Source organism: Rahnella sp. RFA10(1/100) (genome assembly GCF_004195115.1).
Taxonomy (GTDB): Bacteria; Pseudomonadota; Gammaproteobacteria; order Enterobacterales; family Enterobacteriaceae; genus Rahnella; species Rahnella perminowiae.
Window position 1 is genome coordinate 46,698 of record NZ_SEWR01000004.1, and the last position, 22,397, is coordinate 69,094.

General features: G+C 49.5%; 18 protein-coding genes and 1 pseudogene. 13 read left to right on the forward strand and 6 right to left on the reverse strand.

The genetic code is table 11. The annotated features are described in order from the left end of the window. Positions 1–18: 18 nt before the first annotated feature. Positions 19–426, reverse strand: a complete 408-nt coding sequence (locus ETV65_RS13650; RefSeq protein WP_129953369.1) for an H-NS family nucleoid-associated regulatory protein — start codon at positions 424–426, stop codon at positions 19–21. A 558-nt stretch (positions 427–984) separates the two neighbouring features. Continuing rightward, positions 985–1,358: pseudogene (locus tag ETV65_RS13655) on the reverse strand (LysR substrate-binding domain-containing protein); the annotation flags it as partial. A gap of 294 nt (positions 1,359–1,652) precedes the next feature. Between ETV65_RS13655 and ETV65_RS13660 the strand changes: the two are divergent. The 3 genes from ETV65_RS13660 to ETV65_RS13670 all read left to right on the forward strand — a co-directional run bounded on the left by ETV65_RS13660 (position 1,653) and on the right by ETV65_RS13670 (position 3,419). Continuing rightward, positions 1,653–1,958: a DUF1471 domain-containing protein gene (locus ETV65_RS13660; RefSeq protein ID WP_129953370.1), complete on the forward strand. Its 306-nt coding sequence runs from the start codon at positions 1,653–1,655 to the stop codon at positions 1,956–1,958. A gap of 574 nt (positions 1,959–2,532) precedes the next feature. Next, positions 2,533–2,793 carry a helix-turn-helix transcriptional regulator gene (locus ETV65_RS13665; RefSeq protein WP_129953371.1) on the forward strand — a complete coding sequence of 87 codons (261 nt, stop codon included), beginning with the start codon at positions 2,533–2,535 and terminating at the stop codon, positions 2,791–2,793. 323 nt (positions 2,794–3,116) lie between these two features. Continuing rightward, positions 3,117–3,419 carry a TM2 domain-containing protein gene (locus ETV65_RS13670; RefSeq protein ID WP_129953372.1) on the forward strand — a complete coding sequence of 101 codons (303 nt, stop codon included), beginning with the start codon at positions 3,117–3,119 and terminating at the stop codon, positions 3,417–3,419. 140 nt (positions 3,420–3,559) lie between these two features. Here the strand turns inward: ETV65_RS13670 and fabV are convergent, their stop codons facing one another. After that, positions 3,560–4,756: an enoyl-ACP reductase FabV gene (gene fabV / locus ETV65_RS13675; RefSeq protein WP_129953373.1), complete on the reverse strand. Its 1,197-nt coding sequence runs from the start codon at positions 4,754–4,756 to the stop codon at positions 3,560–3,562. 352 nt (positions 4,757–5,108) lie between these two features. Between fabV and ETV65_RS13680 the strand changes: the two genes are divergently transcribed. After that, entirely contained in the window at positions 5,109–6,566 is a 1,458-nt protein-coding gene (locus tag ETV65_RS13680) for a sugar porter family MFS transporter (RefSeq protein ID WP_129953374.1), read from the forward strand. A 240-nt stretch (positions 6,567–6,806) separates the two neighbouring features. Here ETV65_RS13680 and ETV65_RS13685 read toward each other — a convergent pair whose 3' ends face one another. Beyond that, positions 6,807–8,075: a 4-aminobutyrate--2-oxoglutarate transaminase gene (locus tag ETV65_RS13685; RefSeq protein WP_129953375.1), complete on the reverse strand. Its 1,269-nt coding sequence runs from the start codon at positions 8,073–8,075 to the stop codon at positions 6,807–6,809. A gap of 1,817 nt (positions 8,076–9,892) precedes the next feature. On the opposite strand from ETV65_RS13685, the gene parA reads away from it, so the two are divergent. The 8 genes from parA to ETV65_RS13725 all read left to right on the forward strand — a co-directional run bounded on the left by parA (position 9,893) and on the right by ETV65_RS13725 (position 19,016). Continuing rightward, the gene (gene parA / locus ETV65_RS13690) at positions 9,893–10,519 is read left to right on the forward strand and encodes a ParA family partition ATPase (protein WP_120164068.1); all 627 of its coding nucleotides are present in this window, start codon (positions 9,893–9,895) and stop codon (positions 10,517–10,519) included. Next, positions 10,516–10,725, forward strand: coding sequence for a plasmid partition protein ParG (locus tag ETV65_RS13695; RefSeq protein WP_014341719.1), 210 nt, complete (start codon positions 10,516–10,518; stop codon positions 10,723–10,725). The genes parA and ETV65_RS13695 overlap by 4 nt, the downstream gene beginning before the upstream one ends. A gap of 1,373 nt (positions 10,726–12,098) precedes the next feature. Further along, positions 12,099–13,085 carry a replication initiation protein gene (locus ETV65_RS13700; RefSeq protein WP_129953376.1) on the forward strand — a complete coding sequence of 329 codons (987 nt, stop codon included), beginning with the start codon at positions 12,099–12,101 and terminating at the stop codon, positions 13,083–13,085. Between the two features lie 390 nt (positions 13,086–13,475). Continuing rightward, complete coding sequence (locus tag ETV65_RS13705) at positions 13,476–15,095, forward strand: ABC transporter substrate-binding protein (protein ID WP_238485857.1); 1,620 nt, start codon at positions 13,476–13,478, stop codon at positions 15,093–15,095. A 51-nt stretch (positions 15,096–15,146) separates the two neighbouring features. Further along, positions 15,147–16,106: an ABC transporter permease gene (locus tag ETV65_RS13710; protein WP_129953378.1), complete on the forward strand. Its 960-nt coding sequence runs from the start codon at positions 15,147–15,149 to the stop codon at positions 16,104–16,106. Then, positions 16,106–17,053, forward strand: coding sequence for an oligopeptide ABC transporter permease (gene opp4C, locus ETV65_RS13715; RefSeq protein ID WP_165383736.1), 948 nt, complete (start codon positions 16,106–16,108; stop codon positions 17,051–17,053). The genes ETV65_RS13710 and opp4C overlap by 1 nt, the downstream gene beginning before the upstream one ends. Beyond that, positions 17,050–18,054 (forward strand): ABC transporter ATP-binding protein, encoded by a 1,005-nt coding sequence (locus ETV65_RS13720; RefSeq protein WP_129953380.1) that lies wholly within the window; start codon positions 17,050–17,052, stop codon positions 18,052–18,054. Before opp4C ends, ETV65_RS13720 begins: the two co-directional genes overlap by 4 nt. Next, positions 18,051–19,016, forward strand: a complete 966-nt coding sequence (locus ETV65_RS13725) for an oligopeptide/dipeptide ABC transporter ATP-binding protein (RefSeq protein ID WP_129953381.1) — start codon at positions 18,051–18,053, stop codon at positions 19,014–19,016. The genes ETV65_RS13720 and ETV65_RS13725 overlap by 4 nt, the downstream gene beginning before the upstream one ends. A 16-nt stretch (positions 19,017–19,032) precedes the next feature. Here the strand turns inward: ETV65_RS13725 and ETV65_RS13730 are convergent, their stop codons facing one another. Beyond that, positions 19,033–19,956 carry a LysR family transcriptional regulator gene (locus ETV65_RS13730; RefSeq protein ID WP_129953382.1) on the reverse strand — a complete coding sequence of 308 codons (924 nt, stop codon included), beginning with the start codon at positions 19,954–19,956 and terminating at the stop codon, positions 19,033–19,035. A 158-nt stretch (positions 19,957–20,114) separates the two neighbouring features. Between ETV65_RS13730 and ETV65_RS13735 the strand changes: the two genes are divergently transcribed. Then, a complete protein-coding gene (locus ETV65_RS13735) occupies positions 20,115–20,987 on the forward strand; it encodes a fumarylacetoacetate hydrolase family protein (RefSeq protein ID WP_129953383.1) in 873 nt (290 codons plus the stop codon). 6 nt (positions 20,988–20,993) lie between these two features. On the opposite strand, the gene ETV65_RS13740 is transcribed toward ETV65_RS13735, so the two are convergent. Further along, complete coding sequence (locus ETV65_RS13740) at positions 20,994–22,394, reverse strand: PTS transporter subunit EIIC (RefSeq protein WP_129953384.1); 1,401 nt, start codon at positions 22,392–22,394, stop codon at positions 20,994–20,996. Positions 22,395–22,397 lie beyond the last annotated feature (3 nt).

The following is a 22,397-nucleotide window of genomic DNA, read 5'->3' on the forward strand; positions in this document are numbered from 1 at the left end:
AGCACATCAACCGTTCGGTTAGCGCGCGATCAGGAAACTTTCCAGTGTAGCGCCAGAATCCAGTGCTGCTTTAATGGCAGAAGGTGTACGACCCTGACCAGTCCAGGTTTTTTTAGAACCGTCAGTGTCGGTGTACTCATAAAGAGCAGGACGTGGCTTGCGTTTGGCTTTGGTAGTGACTTTCGCACTCTGATGACCCAGAAGATCATCAATCGCGATGCCGTCGTTTGCCAGCATTTCGCGATATTTCAGTAATTTTTCGTCGCGCTCTTGTTGCTGTGCACTGCGCGCTTTTGCATTTTCGCGAGTTTCTTCCACAATGGCGGTCAGTTTTTCAAGGATTTCTTCCAGGGTACTCAAAGGCATTTCGCGAGCCTGAGCCCGAAGTGTACGGATATTATTCAAAACGTTTAATGCATTGTCCATGATGTGCTCACTTTAGAGGCGTTTCATTAAATTAGTCACTCTGATTCTACACAAACAAATAATGATATCAATTGCGTCAGGATAATATTACACCTTATTACACAATTCCTGTGTGAGTCGCTTCGGTTTATTGAATTTTAATGCATTATTTTATAAGAACAGATGATGGATTAATAAATCTCCCCACACAAACCTCCCTGAGCAGCCCAAAATAAGCAGAAAAAAATTGTTAAGCTAAATTTTCCCCTCTTTATAATAGTATCGCTGCGTGAATAACATGCGGTGCTATTATGTACAAACAGGGTCACTTCTTTTCTTTTGGCGCGGCCCTTAGTACCTGGCTTATTCATTTCGCTAAATAACGCCTTGCCATAAACCCTAACTCCCTGCCGAAACCGCCAAAAAGCATTTTCTGCACAAAAAATGAAATGAAGTTTATGCTGCGGCCCATTAAAATGTGATTTACATCACATAGGGATTTTATTGACTCCATGTTTAAGACAATTTTTGTTGTTTGCGCGGCGTGCGTGGTACTGAAACTCGCGCTGGACTGGCAGATTATTTTGCAGGTTGCGGAAGGTTAACCGTCAGCTGACGGGCCAGAGCCGCAAATTCTGTCAGATTGCGGGTTAACACGCCGCGTCGCCATATCAGCCATGTGGTCAAAAACGATAATTATCGGCCAGCGGCCAGATGCTCACCGTGCTGCTGCCCGGCATACTTTCCAGCATACTACGTGGCATCAGCGCCAGACCGCCTCCGGCTATCACACAAGCCAGCATGCCGTGATAGGACTCCATTTCGTAAATTTTCCCCGGTGCAGCGCCATCATCCGCAAACCAGCTTTCGAAATGACGGCGATAAGAGCAGTTCGACCGGAATGCATAGAGAATCTCCCCGTTAACATCCTGACCGCGTGTCACAGGACCGTGGATGAAAAGTGAAGTGCACATTCCGCAGACATGGGGGGTGACATGTGCCCCTTTTTGTACTCATTTCAAAAATACCTAACCTGTAACCAGGTGAAAATATCCTCTTTTACTTTCGCGTTAATTGTGGCAGGAGATTAATTAACAAAGAATTAGCAATTAAAGCTAAAGGTGATTACATGAAAAGGTATTTATTAGCATTGCCCGCTGAATATTTCAGGTGCGTTAACCTCTTTATTCATTAACGGTGCAACTCAAGATCCGATTTAGAAAAATGACCTGATGAGGGGTAAATCCATGAAAGGCTTAGTGAATGATGTCTTGTCTATATTCTCACCCAAAGCGGTTAAGCCTGTTTTGGTCCGCCCGGGGTTATCACATCGCGAGATTGCCTCGCTGCAGGCCGTCGGTGTGACCACGGTGTCCTGGGCTACCTCCATGGAAGAACTCAATAACGCATTTGTTAAAAAAGCGTTGGATGCCGGTGCCGTCGGCTACCACATTACCCATGTGGAATCGCACAAACCAGGTAAAGAGCAGCAACACGTCATGGCTGCCACCGCGACCTTTTACCATATCAATCACAAAGTGGCTTATGGCTGATGTGTATGGAAGGGCGCTATAAAAATGCCGTGTGCATGCGGCGTTTAGACATTAATAATCCCCCACCCACCTTTCGGCGGATGGGGTTTTCTGCAACCTCTTGGCATGAAACCGAATTACATCTGGGTCAATCATGTAACCCGCTGCAACGCCCGAAATTTCTCTGGAAAGCACCCGTCATTTCCGCAGTTAACCCGTTGGTTTAGCTCACTCAATTACGCTATAGTGCGTGCGCCGCGGCAAAATCCGCTGCCGGGTTTCGCAGCCTGAATACCACACCAGAAACACATATGTCATAATTATGTGTTGGGCTCCCTTGCACCTGCAAACTCAGAGATATCGTGTTTGTACATCCAATGGTGGCTCAGGCAGGGCAACCTTCGGGTTGGCCGGGTTTCTGGTTTGTGCCGGTACTGCGAACCTTGTCTGAGCTACCACCAATAAGAGTTTCGCAGCTCTGGTGGTGGTTAAATTCACAAACCAGAGAATCCAAAGATGAAACTATCACATAGCCCTACGTTTCTGCCCTTCTGCCCTGCTGTTCCTGCGCTGTCAAAAACAGGAGTAACCCGTCATGAATAATCACGACTGGCATCAGGCTGATATCATTGCCGCATTGCGTAAGAAAGGCACCACACTGGCCGCCGTTTCCCGTGCTGCCGGTCTGAGTTCCTCGACGCTGTCTAACGCACTTTCAAGACCCTGGCCGAAAGGCGAGCTCCTGATTGCCCAGGCACTGGAAATACACCCAAGCACCATCTGGCCAAGCCGGTATTTTGATCCCAAGACCCGTGAACGTATTCAGCGGACGGTGAGATCGTCGCACAGAATATAGAAATTGATATCAGGGTGCGGAATGCGCCCTTTTTAGTGGCCGTTTTAAAAATTTGCTAATCTGCCACCGCGACCTTTTACCATATCAATCACAAAGTAGCTTATGGCTAATGTGCATGGGAGGTAGTTCTGACATAAAAACGCTGCGGCCCGTGGAGTTTGCGGCGTTATTTATTGATAATAAAGCGTATTGAAGACCATTCATTGCCCGCGCGGTAAGCTGGCAGAACGCATCCCCTTCTCGCTGAGGCATCATCATTCTCTTTTTCTTAATGATAATTACGGGTAAGATTAGTCCGAATAATAACATGTAAGGAAATAGAAATGGGATCTATGGTTTTTTGTAGAGGATGCGGAAAGGAGATCCATGAGTCGGCTAAATCATGCCCTCATTGTGGAGCAACTCAAAACGTTAATCCTCAGGGAACTAAAAGCAGGGTTGCTGCAGCTTTGTTGGCTTTCTTCCTGGGTGGTTTTGGTGTTCATAAGTTTTATCTGGGTAAAATCGGGCAAGGATTCTTATACCTCATCTTCTGCTGGACGTTTATTCCTTCAATAATTGCCTTCATTGAATTCATTATTTATCTGTGTGATTCAGATGAAAACTTCGCCAAAAAATACGGTTGAGTGAATTATTTGATTATAAAAGCCGCTTTCAAAAGTGGCTTTTTAGAATCAACTAAACACTGCGTGAAGTGTTGATAAAAAAACCCACACCCACCTTTCGGCGAATGCGGGTTTCAGTCATCTCTGTATGTTAAATCACATTACATCTGGATCAGATGTTTGATTTTCACGTCCGGATTGGTATCGGCAGCGTAATCAACACCGTTCAGGCCAAAGCCGAACAGACGCATGAACTCGCTTTTATAACCCGCAAAATCAGTCAGTTCAGCGATGTTGTCGTTAGTGACTTCATTCCACAGTTTACCGACTTCTTCCTGCACTTCCGGCGCGATCTCTTTGAGGTCAGCGCGCAGACGCCCTTCGTTATCGACCAGCGGCTCAGCGCCGTACAGGCTGTCTTTGTACAGACCGTAAACCTGCTCGATACATCCTTCGTGGGTGCCCTTTTCTTTCATCACTTTGAACAGCAGTGAAAGGTACAGCGGCATCACCGGAATAGCAGAACTCGCCTGCGTCACAACGGCTTTCAGTACGGAAACGCGTGCATCACCGCCCTGTTCTGCCAGTGTGCTGCGGATATCCAGAACACGTTTGTCCAGATCCTTCTTCGCTTCACCGATAGAACCGTTCCAGTAAATGTCCTGCGTCACTTCTTCACCCAGGTAGGTGAATGCCGTGGTTTTCGCGCCTTCAGCCAGCACACCGGCAGCTTTCAGGTCGTCGATCCACATCTGCCAGTCTTCGCCCCCCATCACTGCCACGGTGCCCGCGATTTCTTCCGGGGTTGCCGGTTCCAGCGTGGTTTCGTTGATGGTTTCTTTGTCGGTATTGATGCCGCGAATAGTGACTTGTTTACCGATTGGTTTCAGGGTGGAGTTGAACACTTCACCGGTTTTAGGATGGGTGCGGCGCGGTGCAGCCAGGCTGTAAACCACCAGATCAACCTGACCCAAATCTTGTTTGATCAGCTCAATAGTCTTTTGCTTCACTTCATCGGAGAACGCATCGCCGTTGATGCTTTTTGCGTACAGGCCTTTCGCATCGGCAAATTCTTCGAATGCGGCTGAGTTGTACCAGCCTGCAGTGGCGGTTTTAGACTCATCGCCCGGACGTTCGAAGAAGATGCCCAGCGTGGAAGCGTCAGAACCGAAAGCAGCAGAGATGCGGGCAGCGAGGCCGTAACCGGTCGAAGCGCCGATCACCAGGACTTTTTTAGGACCGCCTGCGATTTTGCCTTGTGCGGTAACATAGTCGATTTGTTCTTTAACATTCGCCTTGCAACCTTCCGGATGGGCAGTAACACAGATAAAGCCACGAATGCGTGGTTTGATAATCATATAGACCTCATTGCAACTGTCTCAGTAAATTGGCCGATAGAATATAGGTTTGCGCCGTTTCAGGCAAAACCTGACGCTTTATCGCCGCGTAAACAGACTTCTCTGACCCGTGAATGGGGGTCGTTTGCTCAGAAAGCGGAAAAAACAGACAAAAAATTGCTCTGCTGAGTGTAATTCAGTTGTGACCGCGTGCCTGCGGCAGGTTACCTATTTTCTGAAAATTCAGCACCAGAAGCCTTGTTTCCCCTTCATTTCTCCCGTCTCCTTTCAAAATCCGGATTATGCGTTAGATTTATAACGTGTGATCTGAATCACACAAAAACCATAATAAAGTCATGATTAGGGAGCATCTGTGAGTAAGAAAATAAACAGTGGCGGTCAGGATGAGGCGGCGAAAGCCCCGCAACCGACTGAACCGCTGGTAAAAGTCATTGCCTTTATAGCCACCCTGGGTGGCTTACTTTTTGGCTACGATACCGGGGTTATTGCCGGTGCTTTGCTGTTCATGAAGCACGATCTGCATCTGACATCCCTAACAACCGGGATGGTCACCAGTTTTCTGATACTGGGCTCAGCCGTTGGTGCAGTGTGCGCGGGTCGCGTGGCCGACCGTTTCGGGCGTAAAAAAGTCATTCTGGTAATGGCGCTGATCTTTATGGCCGGTTCACTCGGCTGTGCCACAGCGCCCAACGTCGTGATAATGATTGTCTGCCGGTTTATTCTGGGGCTGGCAGTCGGTGGGGCGGCAGCGATTGTGCCCATCTATATCGCGGAAATCGTGCCCTCTCATCGCCGCTGGCAGTTCGTGACGTTGCAGGAACTGATGATTGTTTCCGGTCAGCTGATTGCATATACGAGTAATGCGGCCATCAATGAAGTCTGGGGTGGCGAAACCACCTGGCGCTGGATGCTGGGTGTCGCCTGCGTTCCGGCTGTCGTGTTATGGGTCGGGATGCTTTTCCTGCCTGATACCCCACGCTGGTATGCCATGCACGGTCGCTATCGCGAAGCGCGTGACGTGCTGGAACGTACCCGCAAAGCCAGTAAAGTGGAGAAAGAACTAAGCGAAATCCGCAGTTCCATGAGCTCCAGAAGCGAGAAACATTCCCGCCGTCAGAAAACCATCTCTGTCTGGATGAAACGCCTGGTCTTTCTGGGAATTGGTATTGCCATGCTGCAGCAGCTTTCCGGCGTCAACACCATCATGTTCTATGCGCCAACGATGTTACAGGCCACCGGACTGAGCACCAATGCCTCCCTGCTCGCCACCATCGCTAACGGTGTGATCTCAGTACTGATGACGTTTGTCGGCATTATGTTACTGAGCCGCTTTGGTCGTCGTCCGCTGTTACTGACCGGGCAAATTGGCTGTACCTGTACGTTGCTGGCAATAGGGCTGATCACCTGGCTGATGCCGGAAACGGTGAACGGGCATCCGGATACCGTGCGCAGTTATCTGGTCTTAGGCGGCATGCTGGTTTTCCTATGCTTCCAGCAAGGTGCGCTATCGCCTGTTACCTGGCTGTTATTATCGGAAATTTTTCCGATGCGCATCCGCGGCATGGCAAATGGCGTATCGGTATTTGCCATGCAAATGACCAATTTCTCCATCGCCTTTATGTTCCCGATTATGCTGGAATCTATCGGGCTGACGATGTCATTCTTCTGCTTTGCCGCCATCGGCGTCGCAGGCGGGATATTTGCCATTATTTTTGCGCCCGAAACGCAGGGCAAAACGTTAGAGCAGATTGAAAAACACTTTAAAAAGCACTTACAGGATGACCCAGCTCCGCAGGAAGCGGGAAGTTAAGTTTGTGATGTTAATCCCTGTCCGGCCGGCATGTTACCTGGCCGGACAGTGGCGCCAAAGGTCAGAGAAGCCTCCCCTGCCCCTATATTTGATGCACCCTATTGTATGATCGTTTCTGCAGCCTGTTCCCTGTCCGGGGTGTAGGCACTTTGTTGCTATGCTTAAAGATAATCACCTGCCGCAACGTGAAGAACATCAATACCAGATGGTAGTGGCGTAACAGGTTTTATATCAGTGTTCTCAGTCAGCCAGCACCCGGGACAAAATGGCCAGCGCCTTTTTGAACTGCATATCAGGTATGGTCAGCGGATAGAGGAAACGGATCACATTACCGTTCACACCACAGCTGAGCATCAGCAATCCTGCGTCCAGTGCTTTATGCAAATACTGTCTTGTCAGTTCAGCCGATGGCTTGCCGGTGACCGGATCGTTAAATTCAGCCGCCACCATTGACCCCTGACCACGGACATCCACCAACGCTGCGCAACCCGCTTTGGCTCTCTTCAGCACTTCGGTGAGCTCAGCGCCCAGACGGTTAGCACGCTGGCACAGTTTTTCTTCTTCAATGATATCCAGGACTGCTAGCGCAGAAGCTACAGCCAGTGGATTCCCCGCATAAGTGCCACCAAGTCCCCCCGGTTCCGGCGCGTCCATCAGTGCGGCGCGCCCCGTTACACCCGAGATGGGCAAACCACCACCAAGACTTTTCGCGATGGTGACGATGTCCGGTTTGGCATCCGGATAATATTCTGAGGCGAACATTTTGCCGGTGCGGGCAAACCCGCTTTGCACTTCATCCGCAATCATCACGATGCCATGACGGTCACAGATTTCGCGGAGACCTCTCACAAACTCTTCCGGTGCGATATTGAAACCGCCCTCACCTTGTACCGGTTCATACAAGATCGCGGCAATCTGCTGCGGCGCGATATCGCTGCGGAAAATGCGCTCAATACTTTCAAGTGCCATTTCAGTGGTAACCCCCTGAACGGCGTTTGGATATTGGGCATGGAAGACCGAAGCAGGGAACGGCCCGAAGCCCGCTTTGTAGGGTATCACTTTGCCGGTCAGTGCCAGGGTCAGCAGCGTGCGACCATGAAATGCACCGGAGAAAGTAATGATACCGGGACGGCCGGTGGCGGAACGGGCAATTTTCACCGCGTTTTCGACGGCTTCCGCGCCGGTACTGAAGAATGTTGTTTTCGCTTTGCCGCTTACCGGTGAAATTGCATTGATGCGTTCAGCCAGTTTCACAAAACTGGCGTAAGGCACAATCTGGTAGGCTGTGTGTGTGAACAGGTCAAGCTGGTTACGGATGGCTTCTACGATTTTCGGGTGACGATGCCCCGTGTTCAGTACCGCGATCCCGGCGGTGAAATCGATGTATTCACGCCCGTGCTCATCCCATAATGTGGCGTTTTCCGCCTTCGCCGCATAGAAATCACACATTACACCGACACCCCGGGGTGTCGCTTCTTGACGGCGTTTTTCCAGTTCACTGTGATTCATCTTTTGCTCCTGCCTGCAGGTTGATGATTTTTAGATTGCCGGTTACACGTTGAACAACTTGTCTGAATAGCAGCCTGTTCTTGTTTTTTATCCCATCAGCGGCCCCATAATCCAGAACCCGTTCTATTTATTTTGAGGATCCACTTTTGCGCTCATTGCTTTCTGGCCTCATTATGCAGCGTCTCACTGAGTTTTCTGATGCCTGGTCCGGCACACTGAGCAAAAAGATTTATCAGGTATGACAACAGGCTATATTTTTGATGACAGTATTTCAGCCGGCAACGTTTACCCTTGTCATAGGGCTGGATTAGCCGCCCGGTCCGGTGATGCACCTCGCGGCCTGAATATTTCAGGGTGCCAGATATTGCGACACATTAATCATTGGATCTTAAAATCCTGTAATCACTGAATCACTGAATCACTGAATGGTGGGTTCTCAGAATCCTGTTATCATAGAATCTCGGAATTCCCCTCCTCCATGCATGCATCCTTTCCCTGTATAATCTTATAATCCTGAAATCATATAATCCTTGAATTCTGTAAACTATCATTCTCGCAATAGCGTAATCCTGACCAACTTCAATCTTATAAACCTGTGATACTTATAACGCATTATTGTAATCTCGGGATTCAAGAATCCTGTTAGTCTCAGGATACTATCCTGTAATCCCAGCACTGCTCGTACCGGCTGTTGCAATCCCATCACTCTGGTTAAAAATCCTGTAATCATATAATCCCAAATGAAATCCCAGGATACTATCATCCCAATATAATCCCATAATCACTGAATCATTTAACTTTCTCGCATTTATACATTCATAGCAATGCACTGAAAATTATAATAAAATCTTTGAATCCTGTAATCCTTGACTTGATAATAATCATGGGATTTTGTAATCATACTTACATATTAGGATTCCAGGATTCCGTGACTGAGAGTTGTTATCGTCACACTATCTCAGTATCGCCCATCTATATAATCCTGCAATCCTATAATCTTTGAAAAGATTACAGCATCCTGTAATCATAGAATACAACTGAACAAATGTTTCGGCACCCAGGCGTGACATCGTTTTTAATGATTTCATCTCATGATTCTTAGATTCCAGGATTCAAGTATAACGATGCACTCACATCCTATAATCACAAGATTCCAAACGTTCAGCATCCCATACATTATGATGAACAACCTGAAATCCCGTAATCTTACAATCTCGAAATCCCACAATCCCAGAAGCACAGGTATCCCAAACCGCGAAAACTGAGATGTTGAGATGTTGAGATGTTGAGATGTTGAGATGTTGAGATGGTGAGATGGTGAGATGGTGAGATGGTGAGATTTTATCTCAGGAGTATCTTACGTCCAGCGTGAAGATGGAGAAGTTTAAAACATGTCACATCACAGAATCCCATACTCCTAAGATTACAAAATCCTGCAATCCAGATGTATCTCTTAATCTCCATGGTTATTAAGCAATTCACGTCAATTTTAGAAATGCGCCTTGATGGGATCATAGAATCACCTAATCACCTAATCACCTAATCACGGGATTATTTCATCCTGAAATCAATTGGTGAATACTGACGAAGACAAGATAGAAATCTTGTAATCCTGTGATTTTAAAATCATGGGATATGATAATTCGATAATCCTAAAAGGTTGAAATCCCCGGATGCAAACTTTATAGTAGTCATCTAATCCTGTGATTCATGGATTTAAAAATCTCATAATCCTATGATTACATCATTATAAGATTACAAAATCTTAGGGTTTCAGAATCTTATAATCTTCATTGAACGCTTCATCAGAGGTTGTCATGGCAGCGAAAATTATTTCTTTCCTGAACGGGAAGGGCGGAGTAGGGAAAACCACAACGTCTATAAACATAGCGACCTGTCTTGCCCGGCAAGGACATAAAGTCGTAATGGTAGATACCGACCCGCAGGGAAGTATCAGTAACTGGTATGACGAAAGCAAATGCCAGTTCGACCTTGCAGAGGCGGCTTCAGAAAAAGAAGTCTATACCGTTCGCAAACAATTAAAAGAATACGATTACGTGGTAATAGATGGCGCTGCTGCCATATCAGCAATTTCTTCCGCTGCTGTGATGGTGAGTGATCTGGTGTTGATTCCTGTGACACCGTCACCTTTAGATTTTGCTGCCTGTGGCGCTATTCTGGCCGTCGTGGAAGCTCGCGAAAATTTACAGCCGGTGATTGCCCGTTTTCTAATCACCAAAAAAGTCGCTTCAGCTAAAATGCTTGAAGTGCTGAAAGAATCCATTGCCGATACCGGTGTTCCCGCATTGCGTACTGGTACGACGCAGCGCCAGGTTTACATCCGCACAATGATGGATGGCGGTACTGTTTTCGATACGACAGACGGAAACGCGAAAGGGGAAATTGAAATTATGACTAAAGAAATCAAGGAGTTGCTGAAATGAAAATGAAACTTGGCCAGCACAGACAACTGACGACAGCACTGGAAGCAGTCTCTAAACCACCTGCATCAGTAAAAAAATTGCAGACCAACATCGATGAAGAGCTGCATCGTCGTTTTAAAACCAGCTGCTTCCTGCAAGATCGAGAAATGAAAGACGTCCTGACCGAGTTGATCGAGGCCTGGCTTATCACCAACGAACGCACGTAATGTACTGAACACTGGCTGGACCGGGTCTTTCAGGGCCCGTTTCCGACGACCACCTGCTTACATTCCTGACTCTGTCTGCTTTCAGTGCGAACTTATCCCTTCGTCAACTCTCTTCTTCTGTGTGATCAGATCTTAAGATCAAATAATGTTTTGTTTATTTTCTAAGTTTAGATCTTTCTCTTTAGAGAGGTATTTTACTTTTTATTATCAGCAGCTTATGAAGGGTATTGTGGAGATATTTCCTGCGTCAGGTGGAGATCCTTCCTGTTGGATGTGGATCCTTTTCATGGCGAATGTAGACGTTTTTTCTGTGGATAATTTCTTTATGGATCAAACCATTACCTATGTGGAGTAATTTTCTGTGGATATCTCATTTACAGGTCATTCAGTAATCGCCCTAAGCTTAGCATCTCTCTAACAGGCTGTCACAACAGGCATTTTTAATAAGTGGAAGAATTTCCTGATCCATCGATAACACCAATACGTGGAACAATTTCCTGTTACAGCGTCACGTTATGTCACATAGTCAGTTAACGGATCCCTGCCATCCACAGGTAGAGCAGTTTGACCTTCTTTGGGCCGCTGATAGAGGTATATGTGGAAACTTTTCCTGATCCTGAAACAGCCTATGTGGAAACATTATCTGATCCCTGAAAGTCATCTTTCCACAATCCTGCCTAAATAATAACTATAAATCAGTTGGTTGCAATTTATGTGACGCTGTCACAACTTTATATGTGGAATGTTTTCCTGTTCTAAAACGATGATATTCATGAAGCCTGCCGTTTGAATACACATATGGAGCGAATTAAGGTGGAGATATTTCCTGATCCTGTTGGTGCCGTTATGTGGAAAGATTTTCTGTGCATACGGCTGTACCGATTATGTGGAGTAATTTCCTGTCAATACGGCCAATGTGTTCTTAATGTGGAAACATTTTCTGATCCCATGTTTCACAATACGTGGAGAGTTTTCCTGTGGGTCGTCTCTGAGCGATAAACCACGGTCCGGAACGAAGTGAGAAGGGGATCACAAAGCTGATTCTGGTATTTTAGTTTGCGGTAGCGCCTCATATGTGGAGTGATTTTCTGATCGAGAAGAGATTCTGGTTATGAATGGCTGATAGTGTTTTGCGAAGATCCTCTTCTGCATATGTGGAATAATTTCCTGTAAAAGTTCAGACGATCCAAGGTGTTAAAAAAAGGATCCCTGGTGCTGCCGAAAATGATATGTGGAGGTTTTTCCTGATCCGACTTTTTCGATCCTTTTCTAACATGCTGATTATAAAACGATAAATAACCCTTGTTTTTGCTTTACGCCGGCATTTTTTATGTGGAATAATTTAGCTACTTTCCACTTATGGATCCTGCTACATGGAACTGAATAAACTCACCGTAGTTCAGGGGAATGATCTTCTTGAAGGCGCTTACAGCGTCACTCTGGATGAAATGCGCTTGCTAAACCTGGCACTGGCACAAATTGATAGCAGGAAACCTCAGCCAGATACGCTTTATCGACTTTTCCCTCAGGATTATCAGCGGATCTACGGGGTAAACCCGACAAGCAGCCACCGCCAGTTGCGCGAAGCAGCTGAAAGCCTGATGAAAAAGCCGGTCACCATTTACAAGCCGGATGTTAAAACCGGCAAGGTCCGTACTGTGCAACTCTCCTGGTTTTCACGTCTCGAATATGTGAGCAGCGATGATCACAGCGCGGTGGTTCTGCGTTTCGGGCAGGATGTCGCCCCGTATCTTTATGAACTTAAAGAATCTTTTACCAAATTGAATTTTGCCAACATTGCAAAACTTGATACGCCTTTTTCCGTACGACTCTATGGCTGGCTCATCAAAGCTAAGAACCTTTACGGGCGCCGCAGCGGCAAAGCCATAGAAGTAACGTTGGATCTCAACTGGATGCGTGAGAAGGCCGGTTTGGCGGGCAAATACGAGGATTATCGTGACTTCCGCCAGAAACTTCTTGAGCCGACGATCAACCGGATTAATGCCAATACCGATATTTCAGTGGTCTGGGAGCCGGTAAAGCAGGGGAGAACTGTCGTCTCCATCAAGTTTGCCTATGTGGATGAATCCGCGCCAGAAGCCAGCAAACCGCTGCGCCCGCGCTTACCGCGCCGTCCGCGTGCTGTCGCCGGATCGGCGCTGGAAGGCGAATGGGCACGCCGTTGCATCGCGATCTTCGAAGAGTATCTTGAAAAGCTAAGCGCTTACGATGCGGATGAAAAGGCCACATTGCCGGATCTGCGCAAGCTGTCAGGCTGGTATAAGCTGATCGGTGAGAAGAATAAACAAAAAGAGATCCTTGCGGAAGTCAGTTCCCGCAGCAAAAAAACCGCTGCCTGAGGGCTATGATCCGAAAATAAAAGTAAACGGCGTATCTTGTGAAAGATACGCCGTTTTTCTTAGGGTAAAGACCCAACTGTTAACGTCTTTACGCCTCTGAATAAGCGTTAATGGGTTAGTAAGTACTTACTGGGTTGTATCAGAAAATCTTTCCACATTAGCCGTTTTGGCGGCTTTTCCAGCGTACTGTTTAAAAGCTATAAGCCATATTTTTTCGTTGTTAGACAAGGCCTAATGGCATCCTTACTCTTTGTCATGTTTTGTAAATCGTTTGCACACTTTTGATGAGGATGTCTTTTGGCTACGTTATTACGCTCTGCATTCGCGCCAGTCGCACAACGCGCGCGACGTACTGCTTCTTTCAAAATTGCATTACTGGCCAGTGCCGTGATGCTGTCTTCTTTTGCATTCGCTGATGATGTTTTAAGAGAAGGCATTACACCGGCCACTGATGCCAGCCAGATCCCTGCTGCTGCGAAACTGCGCACTGATACTGTGATTGCCGGGATCTCCGAACCACAGGGGATCTTTAACCCATATTTCTTCGTCAACGGCTGGGATGAAAACGTCACTAACGTGATTTTCGCGCGCCTGATTGACTGGGACAGCCAGGGAAAACTGGTTCCCGGTCTGGCCCAAAGCTGGACAGTCAGCCCTGACGGCAAAACCTATACCATCACATTACGCCCTGACCTGAAGTTCAGCGACGGCTCACCCCTGACCGCCGAAGACGTCGCATTTACGCTGACAGTGCTCTATGACCCGAAATATGACGGGGATACCGATATTACGCTGGCGCATATTGCAGGTGGTGATGAATACAAGCAAGGCAAAGCAGAAAGCATCAGCGGTCTGAAGGTGATTGACCCGCTGACATTGCAGGTCACCACCACACAACCGGGAGCCACAACGCTGCAAAAAATCGGCGGACCTGTACTGTCGAAAGCTTATTACGGTAAAGGTTACCAACGCGGAAATCTCGATTATCTGCGCACGCTTCATGGTAAACCGCTGGGGAATGGCCCTTATGTATACGATAAGTACATCCCGGGGCAGGAGATCCGTTTTCACGCCAATGCAAACTACTACCGCGGTGTCCCTCCGACACCGCGCTTCATTTATCGGGTGACCAATCCGTCGACTAACTTCCAGTTATTCCAGACGGGCGATACAGATTACGATGCCTTCACTTCCCGCCCGGATGACATTGAGCAGTTGAAAATGCTCGGCTTTGCCAACATTAACCTGTACGGATCCAGTGATTACAGCAAAATTGAATTTAACGTTCATCGTCCGGCGTTGCAGGATGTGAAAGTGCGCCAGGCGCTGATCTACGGGCTGGATCGCCAGAAGCTGATTGACGTGGTGTACCAGGGGTACGGCACCGTGGCGATTGAGCCGATCGCGCCTATTTCCTGGGCGTACAACACTGACGGCGTGAATCCGTACAAATTTGATCCGGCGCAGGCCAATAAATTACTGGATGAAGCCGGGTGGAAAGTGGGCGGTGACGGTATTCGTGTGAAAGACGGTAAACGTCTCGAACTGACGCTGCTGGTCAGCAAAAAAGTGCTCAACGATGCACTGATCCCGATTGCAAAAGAAGATTATCAGAAAATCGGCGTACTGCTGAAACCACAGGTTGTGGACTTCAACGCCCTGATGTCACAACGTAAAGCGGGCAATTACGATCTGGCCTCCTTCAGCACCAGCACGCTTAACGATCCGCACGATGGCGTGTGGGATTATTACAGCACCGAAGCTACTGAATCCGGCTACAACAATCCTGAAGTCGATAAGCTGATCAACGAAGGGAACGCTACGCTGGACATCGAAAAGCGTAAGCCGATTTACCATGAGCTGTATAAAGTGCTGGCTAACGATCCGCCGGTGATCCTGCTCGGTAACCGCAAAATCCTTTCGGCCAGCAGTGCCCGAGTGACCGGTTTTAAACCGGATATCTATAACGGCCTGACCGGCAGCCTGCCGGACGTCAAAATTGTAAAATAATCAGAAATAACGCAGCTGCCGGACGCTTCCGGCAGCTTCAATGAGAAAGTCATGAGAAATTTCATTCTGCGTCGTTTGCTTCAAACCATTCCGATGTTGTTCCTCGCTTCGCTGCTCATCTTTATGCTGTTTGCCAAAACGCCGGGCGACTTTATCGATGGCAATATTACGCTGACCGCACAACGCGCTGCTGAACTGAAAGCTTTATACGGCCTGGATCAACCGCTGCTCAGCCGTTATCTGCACTGGCTGGGTAATCTGTTGCGGGGGGATCTGGGTTTCTCGCTGCAATATCAGATCCCGGTCAGCCAGTTGCTGAATCAGTACATCTGGAATTCCTTCCTGCTCGCGACTATTGCGATGGTGCTGTACTGGGGGATCGCGCTGGCGGTTGGCATTGTCTCCGCGATGAAGCCTTATTCCCTGTTTGATCACGCAGTCAGTGTGGTCATCTTCGCCGCAATGTCCTTCCCGACGTTTTTCCTTTGTTTGCTGTTGATTAAATGGTTTGCCGTTGATTTGCACTGGCTGCCCGTGGGGGGCATGACCAACACCGGCAGTGACGCCACAGGATGGGCATGGGTGATGCAGGTCGCCGCACATCTGGTATTGCCGGTGGTGGCGCTGGTGATGCTACAGGCAGGCAGCCTGACACGTTATTTCCGCGCCAGTATGCTCGACGTCGTGCGTATGGATTTCATTCGTACCGCGCGTGCCAAAGGGTTACGTGAACGTACAGTTATCCTGAAACATGCGTTGCGAAATGCACTGCTGCCCATTATCACGCTGCTGGGTTTTGAGTTGCCTGGGCTGTTTTCCGGGGCGCTGATCACCGAAAAGGTCTTCAACTGGCCAGGTGCCGGGCATATACATATTGATTCGCTGGCAGCGCGTGATTACCCGGTTCTGATGGGATTCACGTTGTTCCTGGCGGTATTGACCATTCTTGGCAATCTGATTGCCGACGTGCTGTATGCGTGGGCTGACCCGCGTATTCGTGTGAGGTCATAATGTTTGGCTCTTTATTTTCGACTAACCGCCGTCTGCGCGAAGCACAAATTCCGGCGCTTGCTCAGGTGACACCGTCACCCTGGCGGCAGGCGTGGCGGGCGCTACGTCAGAACAGACTGGCGATGTTTTGCTTAGTCTTGCTGCTGGTAATGGCCGTCTGGTGCATAGCAGGTCCTTACTTTTCTCCCTGGCGCGATGATGCCACCGATGCGCTGATGATCAACAAAGCGCCAAATGCGGAACATTGGCTGGGCACCGATTTTCTCGGGCGCGATGTGTATACGCGGCTGCTGCTGGCGGGACGTATCTCGCTAATTATCGGCATGCTGACCATGTTGTTATCTGTGACGTTCGGATATCTCATGGGCGCGGTGTCCGGCTATCTGGGCGGCGTAACCGATAAAATCATCATGCGTTTTGCCGATCTGGTGATGACTATTCCGAGCCTGCCGCTGCTGATCGTTATGGGTGCGATGCTTTCGGAACTGGATTTTTCGCCGGATTCCCGTGTGTATATGGTGATCGTAATGCTCAGCTTGCTGGAATGGCCGAAGCTGGCGCGTCTGGTCCGCGGGCAAATCCTCTCCCTGCGTGAGCGTGATTTTATGCTGGCGACGCAGGTGCTCGGCTTGTCTTCGCGTCGTCGGCTGTTTGGCCATTTACTGCCCAATACCGTGCCAATTCTGGTGGTGATGGCAACAATGGCTGTGGCGAATGCCATTCTCAGCGAATCCGCGCTCAGTTATCTCGGGCTCGGGGTTGTGCCACCGACACCGTCATGGGGAAATATGATGGATGCGGCGAACAGTCTCATCGATTTCCAGCGTCGCCCGTGGTTGTGGATGCCGCCCGGCGTGGCGATCTTTATTACGGTGATTGCAATTAACGTACTGGGCGATGGCCTGCGTGATGCGCTTGATCCCAAACTGAAACGGAGCAAAAAATGACGCAACCGTTGATCCGTTTTAATCAGCTTTCTCTGTCGTTCTCCAGTGATCAGGGCCGTGTGCGTGCCGTACAAGATGTCACCTTTGACGTTCAGGCCGGTCAAACCGTGGGTATTGTCGGTGAATCCGGCTGCGGGAAAAGTGTCACGGCGATGTCGCTGATGGGGTTGTTACCGCCACAGGCTGCGCGTATTGATAGCGGTGAAATCCTGTTTCAGGGAAGGGATTTACTCAGGCTGCGGTCCTCTCAGATGGCGGACTTGCGCGGCAACCAGCTGGCGATGATCTTTCAGGAGCCGATGACCGCGCTGAACCCGGTGCTGACTCTGGGGGAACAGCTGGTCGAGCCGCTGATCCGCCATCTCGGTGAATCACCGAAACTGGCGTGGTCACATGCGACGAATATGATCACCGAAGTCGGTCTGGCGCGGGCGGAAAGCCTGATGAGCAGTTATCCGCACCAACTTTCGGGCGGCATGTTGCAGCGCATCATGATTGCGATGGCGCTGAGTTGTAAGCCGCAGTTACTGATTGCTGACGAACCCACCACCGCGCTGGATGTCACCGTACAGGCGCAAATCCTGCGTTTGCTGCGTGAACAGGCTCAGCAGAATCACATGGCGCTGATGCTGATCACCCACGATTTAGGTGTGATCGCACAAATGGCCGATCACGTTGTGGTGATGTACGCCGGTAAAATTGTGGAGCAGGGCGCGACAGCTGAAGTGCTGCGCAATCCGCTGCACCCTTATACACAGGGGCTGATTGCCTCCAGACCCACGCCGGGCGAACGCCGCCGCCGCTTGTATTCTATTCCCGGCCAGGTGCCGGATCTGGCCGCACTGCCCCCTTACTGCGCATTCACCGAACGCTGCGCCCGCGCAACTGACAGATGTCGCCAGGGCATTCCTGCGCTGGAAGGCCGGCACCGGCAGGTGGCGTGTTTTTACGGCGGACTGAGCACCGTAAGTGACATCGAAAACAGGGAATTACAGCCATGAATGCTGAATATCTGATTGAAGTGGATGGCCTGAAAAAGTATTTCCCGATCCGTGACGGCGTATTCGGGCAGGAAACCGGCCAGTTGCGCGCCGTGGATGGCGTCAGTTTTAACATTCGTAAAGGCACGATTTTCGGGCTGGTGGGTGAATCCGGCAGCGGCAAAACCACCGTGGGCCGTACGCTGCTTGGGTTGTATGACAAAACCGCGGGCAGCGTGAAGTTCCGTGGTGAAGATCTGCACGGCCTGAAGCCGAAACAACTTAAAGCACTGCGCCCGAAAATCCAGCTGGTTTTTCAGGATCCGTACAGTTCGCTTAACCCGCGGATCCGCATTGGTGATGCCATCGGTGAAGCGATGCTGGAACATAAACGGTGTTCACGGGCGCAACTGCATGAAAAGGTGCTGGATGTGATGAAGATCTGCGGTCTGTCACCGCTGCATTACAACCGCTTCCCGCATGAGTTCTCCGGTGGACAGCGCCAGCGTATCGGCATTGCCCGCGCGCTTATCCTGCAACCGGACTTTATTATCGCCGATGAACCCATTTCCGCGCTGGACGTGTCGATTCAGGCGCAAATCATCAATCTGTTCGCTGACTTACGTGACGATCATGGCGTGACGTTTCTGTTTATCTCCCACGATCTGGGTGTGGTGGAGCACCTTTGTGATGACGTGGCGGTGATGTATCTCGGCCAGTTAGTGGAAACGGCCAGCCGCGATGCGTTGTTCCAGCAGCCCCTGCATCCCTATACACAGGCGCTGCTGGCAGCAGTGCCGACGCTTGACCCGGACAGTGAGCCGGTGGCGATGGTCAGTGGGGAAATTCCGGATCCGTCAAAACCGCCTGCCGGCTGTCGTTTCCATACCCGCTGCCCGCGTGCAACCGACCACTGTCGTAAAGAAATCCCGTTACTGCGTGAAATAGAAAGAGGCCATCGCGTGGCCTGCCATCTGGTGTAAAAAAGCTTGCCGGATTTCAGTCTTCTAAAATCCGGCGGGCTTCCGTCTGCATTTTTTGCCCGACACTTTTGGTGACGTCGATCACTTTCTGTGTGGCCGGAGAGAGAAATGCGCCTTCCAGCCAGGTGATCCCGACGCGGCGCTCCATCACTAACTGATCGTTATCAATACGGATCAGTCGCGAAAGAAATTCTTCTTCCACCAAAATATTCTCCGACAAAAAACTCAGTAATCCGCTTTTCGCAATCAGCCCCGGCACCGAGGCCAGCGAGCTGATTTCCACTTTCACATCCGGTGGCGGACAGTGGTTTTCATAGAACATTTTATCCAGCCACTGGCGCATCGACACGGTTTTCGCTGGCAAAATCCACCCGTAACGGCTGAGTTCGCGCAGGCTGGCGGGTTTACCGGCCAACGGATGATCACGGGACGCGGCGACGATCACCCGGTCGGCAGTCACGGGCAACTGCACCACCGGACTGTCGTAATTGACCAGCGGGCCGATGATGACATCGATCGCATGACGTTCCAGCAGGGTAAAAAGCACGTCATTCATGCCTATCTGGATTTCCAGTTTCATATTCGGTACCTGAGATTGCAGCATTTTGCAGATCTCAGGTAACAGGAATTGCGTGGCTGAACCGGACACGCCCACGCGAACGATCCCGCCCGCGCCGCTGCTCAGTTCATTCATGATTTCGCCAATCTCAAGATACGAACTTTGCAGCGCGATACCACGTTGATAAAGAATGCGTCCTGCTTCGGTCAGTTCAAGCCCGCGACCTGCCCGTTTGAACAGTTTGATGTTCAGTTCACGCTCAAGACGGGTGATCGATTTTGAAAGAGCAGGCTGAGTTATATTTAAATTTTGTGACGCAAGTCTCAAATTCATCATCTGCGCAGCAGTGACGAAATAATCTAAGTCTCTGTTATTTAACATTGATTCCTGAAATTCATCGATTAGGTAATAAAATATAGTAGAAGGCATGAAACGCAGGGTCAATAATCTCGCGATCTTCACAGTGGCGCGGACGTCATCACGAAGACAACACCAGCAAATCCACCTGTTTTAAGTAAAATAAGACTCTAAGTGCATCTATGAAAATTGTTAATTTCATCATCAGTAAAGACCACACCAAAAGCTTCGGCATCTTCCAGGCAGAGGGGATTGTCGATGTCGGTGCCCGCTCGGGATGCCGGGACATTAACGAATTCATGGCACATTATCAGCTGGAAGACTTGCAACGTTACGTGCAGTTGCCTGCGGATCTTGATCTAAACGCCATCAGTTTCCTGCCGGTTATCGACAGGCCAGGAAAAATTTTTGGCGTGGGCATGAACTACGCAGAAAAACGCAAAGAATTCAATGAAACCAGCGACGCGCCAACATTGTTTGTCCGCTTTGCGGATTCGCAGGTCGGTCATAATGGTGTGATCATCAAACCGGCTTCTTCCGAGCAGTTTGATTATGAAGGTGAGCTGGCGATTATTATCGGACGTACCGGTCGCAATATTTCCGCTGATGATGCGCTGGACTATATTGCCGGTTACAGTTGCTATATGGATGGTTCGGTGCGTGACTGGCAGCATAAGTGGTATACGGCAGGTAAAAACTGGCCGTCGACAGGCGCGTTTGGCCCGTGGATGGTGACGCCGGATGAAGTGGGTGACCCGCAAAATCTGAGCATCAAAACCTGGCTGAATGACCGGCTGGTGCAGGATGACACCACCGCCAATATGGTGCATACCATCCCACAAATTATCGCGTATATCAGTACCTTTACCCGGCTCTCTCCCGGCGATGTGATCATGACCGGTTCCCCGGGTGGCGTTGGAAAAACCCGCGTGCCGCCGTTGTTCCTGCATGAGAATGATAAGATTGAAGTTGAAATTGAAAATATCGGCCGGCTGACCAATCTTATCCAGAATGCACCGCTGTCTGAGATGACAAATTCAAAAACAGCGGCCTGATAAACCTCAGCGCGTTTGATTAACCAAAGGCACCGTTTGTCCGGTGCTTTTGTGTTTGACGACCATCAGATAAGTCAGCGTAAATGACAGCCCCAGCGAAAGCGCTACGCCCATCAGGATGTAAATAAAATACGGACCGATGTAAGCGGGCAGACTGAAAATGCTCGACAGAATATAGCCGTACAGCCGCACGCCGAAGAAAGCGATAAAGGCCGACGCCACGGAGCTGCTGATGGTGGTAGCGATAAACGCTTTTTTGTAGCGCGTCAGCACGCCAAACAATGCCGGTTCGGTGATCCCCAGTAAGCCGGAAATCGCGGCTGACAGCACGACGGATTTTTGTTCGCGGGTTTTGACGTGGAAATAAATGGCAAACGTCGATCCTGCAATTGCCATGTTGGCCATGAACATCATCGGCATCAGCATATCCCAGCCCTGATCGGTGAAGTTCTGCAAGGCAACCGGTGTCATCGCATGGTGCATGCCAGTGAGGATCGCCACAGGACGGATCGCGCCGACAATAAAGCCTGCAAACACCGCTGATACTCCGAACAACCCCTGAATGCCAAATGCCAGCAATTTACCGAGATAAATCCCCGCCGGGCCAATCAGTGTCAGCGACACCAGCGCAGCAATAAACAGTGTGAGCGTCGGGGTAAAGACGGTTTTCAACACGTCCGGCATGATTTTATCCACCCAGCGATGGATATAACTCAGCGCCAGCACGGAGAAAATCACCGGAATGACACTGGCCGAATAATTGAAAATGGACACCGGCAGTATATCCATAAAATACAGCGCAGTTGGTGCACCGGCTGTATGACTGGCGAGCGATTTCGCAGCATCTGTCAGCGTCGGGTACATCAGGCAGGCGGCCACGGCAGCAGCCAGATATTCATTGGTTTTAAAGATCTTCGCCGCAGAAACGGCGAGGAAAAACGGCAGGAAGTAAAACACGCCGCTGGCGATCAAATCGATAATCATCACCGTTTCGCTTTTGGCTGAAATCACTTTTAAAGCAATCAGTCCGGCCAGCAAACCCTTAATCATCCCTGCGCCCGCAATGGCCGGAACGATCGGGCCGAAGACGCCGGAGACGGTATCCATGAACATCGACACCAGGCTTTTCCGCCCTTTTGTGGAAACATTTCCTGTTGTTTTTTCGGCGTTGCCGGTCACAGCATCCAGTTGTGACACGATGGTGTCGTACCAGACATTCACTTTCGGCCCAATGATGATCTGCACCTGATCACTCTGGCTTTGTGCGCCGAGCACGCCGGGCAGATTTTTAATCTCATCCCAGGCCACTTTATTTTCGTCGTGTAAATCAAAGCGCAAACGGGTCATGCAATGCCAGACTTTATTGATATTTCCCGCTCCGCCTACCAGCTTAATAACCGAATGCATTAT

Coding starts and splice junctions, on each gene's coding strand:
- ETV65_RS13650 (WP_129953369.1), bottom strand. CDS start 426: ATGGACAATGCATTAAACGTTTTGAATAATATCCGTACACTTCGGGCT.
- ETV65_RS13660 (WP_129953370.1), top strand. CDS start 1,653: ATGAAAGGCTTAGTGAATGATGTCTTGTCTATATTCTCACCCAAAGCG.
- ETV65_RS13665 (WP_129953371.1), top strand. CDS start 2,533: ATGAATAATCACGACTGGCATCAGGCTGATATCATTGCCGCATTGCGT.
- ETV65_RS13670 (WP_129953372.1), top strand. CDS start 3,117: ATGGGATCTATGGTTTTTTGTAGAGGATGCGGAAAGGAGATCCATGAG.
- fabV (WP_129953373.1), bottom strand. CDS start 4,756: ATGATTATCAAACCACGCATTCGTGGCTTTATCTGTGTTACTGCCCAT.
- ETV65_RS13685 (WP_129953375.1), bottom strand. CDS start 8,075: ATGAATCACAGTGAACTGGAAAAACGCCGTCAAGAAGCGACACCCCGG.
- parA (WP_120164068.1), top strand. CDS start 9,893: ATGGCAGCGAAAATTATTTCTTTCCTGAACGGGAAGGGCGGAGTAGGG.
- ETV65_RS13695 (WP_014341719.1), top strand. CDS start 10,516: ATGAAAATGAAACTTGGCCAGCACAGACAACTGACGACAGCACTGGAA.
- ETV65_RS13700 (WP_129953376.1), top strand. CDS start 12,099: ATGGAACTGAATAAACTCACCGTAGTTCAGGGGAATGATCTTCTTGAA.
- ETV65_RS13705 (WP_238485857.1), top strand. CDS start 13,476: ATGCTGTCTTCTTTTGCATTCGCTGATGATGTTTTAAGAGAAGGCATT.
- ETV65_RS13710 (WP_129953378.1), top strand. CDS start 15,147: ATGAGAAATTTCATTCTGCGTCGTTTGCTTCAAACCATTCCGATGTTG.
- opp4C (WP_165383736.1), top strand. CDS start 16,106: ATGTTTGGCTCTTTATTTTCGACTAACCGCCGTCTGCGCGAAGCACAA.
- ETV65_RS13720 (WP_129953380.1), top strand. CDS start 17,050: ATGACGCAACCGTTGATCCGTTTTAATCAGCTTTCTCTGTCGTTCTCC.
- ETV65_RS13725 (WP_129953381.1), top strand. CDS start 18,051: ATGAATGCTGAATATCTGATTGAAGTGGATGGCCTGAAAAAGTATTTC.
- ETV65_RS13730 (WP_129953382.1), bottom strand. CDS start 19,956: ATGTTAAATAACAGAGACTTAGATTATTTCGTCACTGCTGCGCAGATG.
- ETV65_RS13735 (WP_129953383.1), top strand. CDS start 20,115: ATGAAAATTGTTAATTTCATCATCAGTAAAGACCACACCAAAAGCTTC.
- ETV65_RS13740 (WP_129953384.1), bottom strand. CDS start 22,394: ATGCATTCGGTTATTAAGCTGGTAGGCGGAGCGGGAAATATCAATAAA.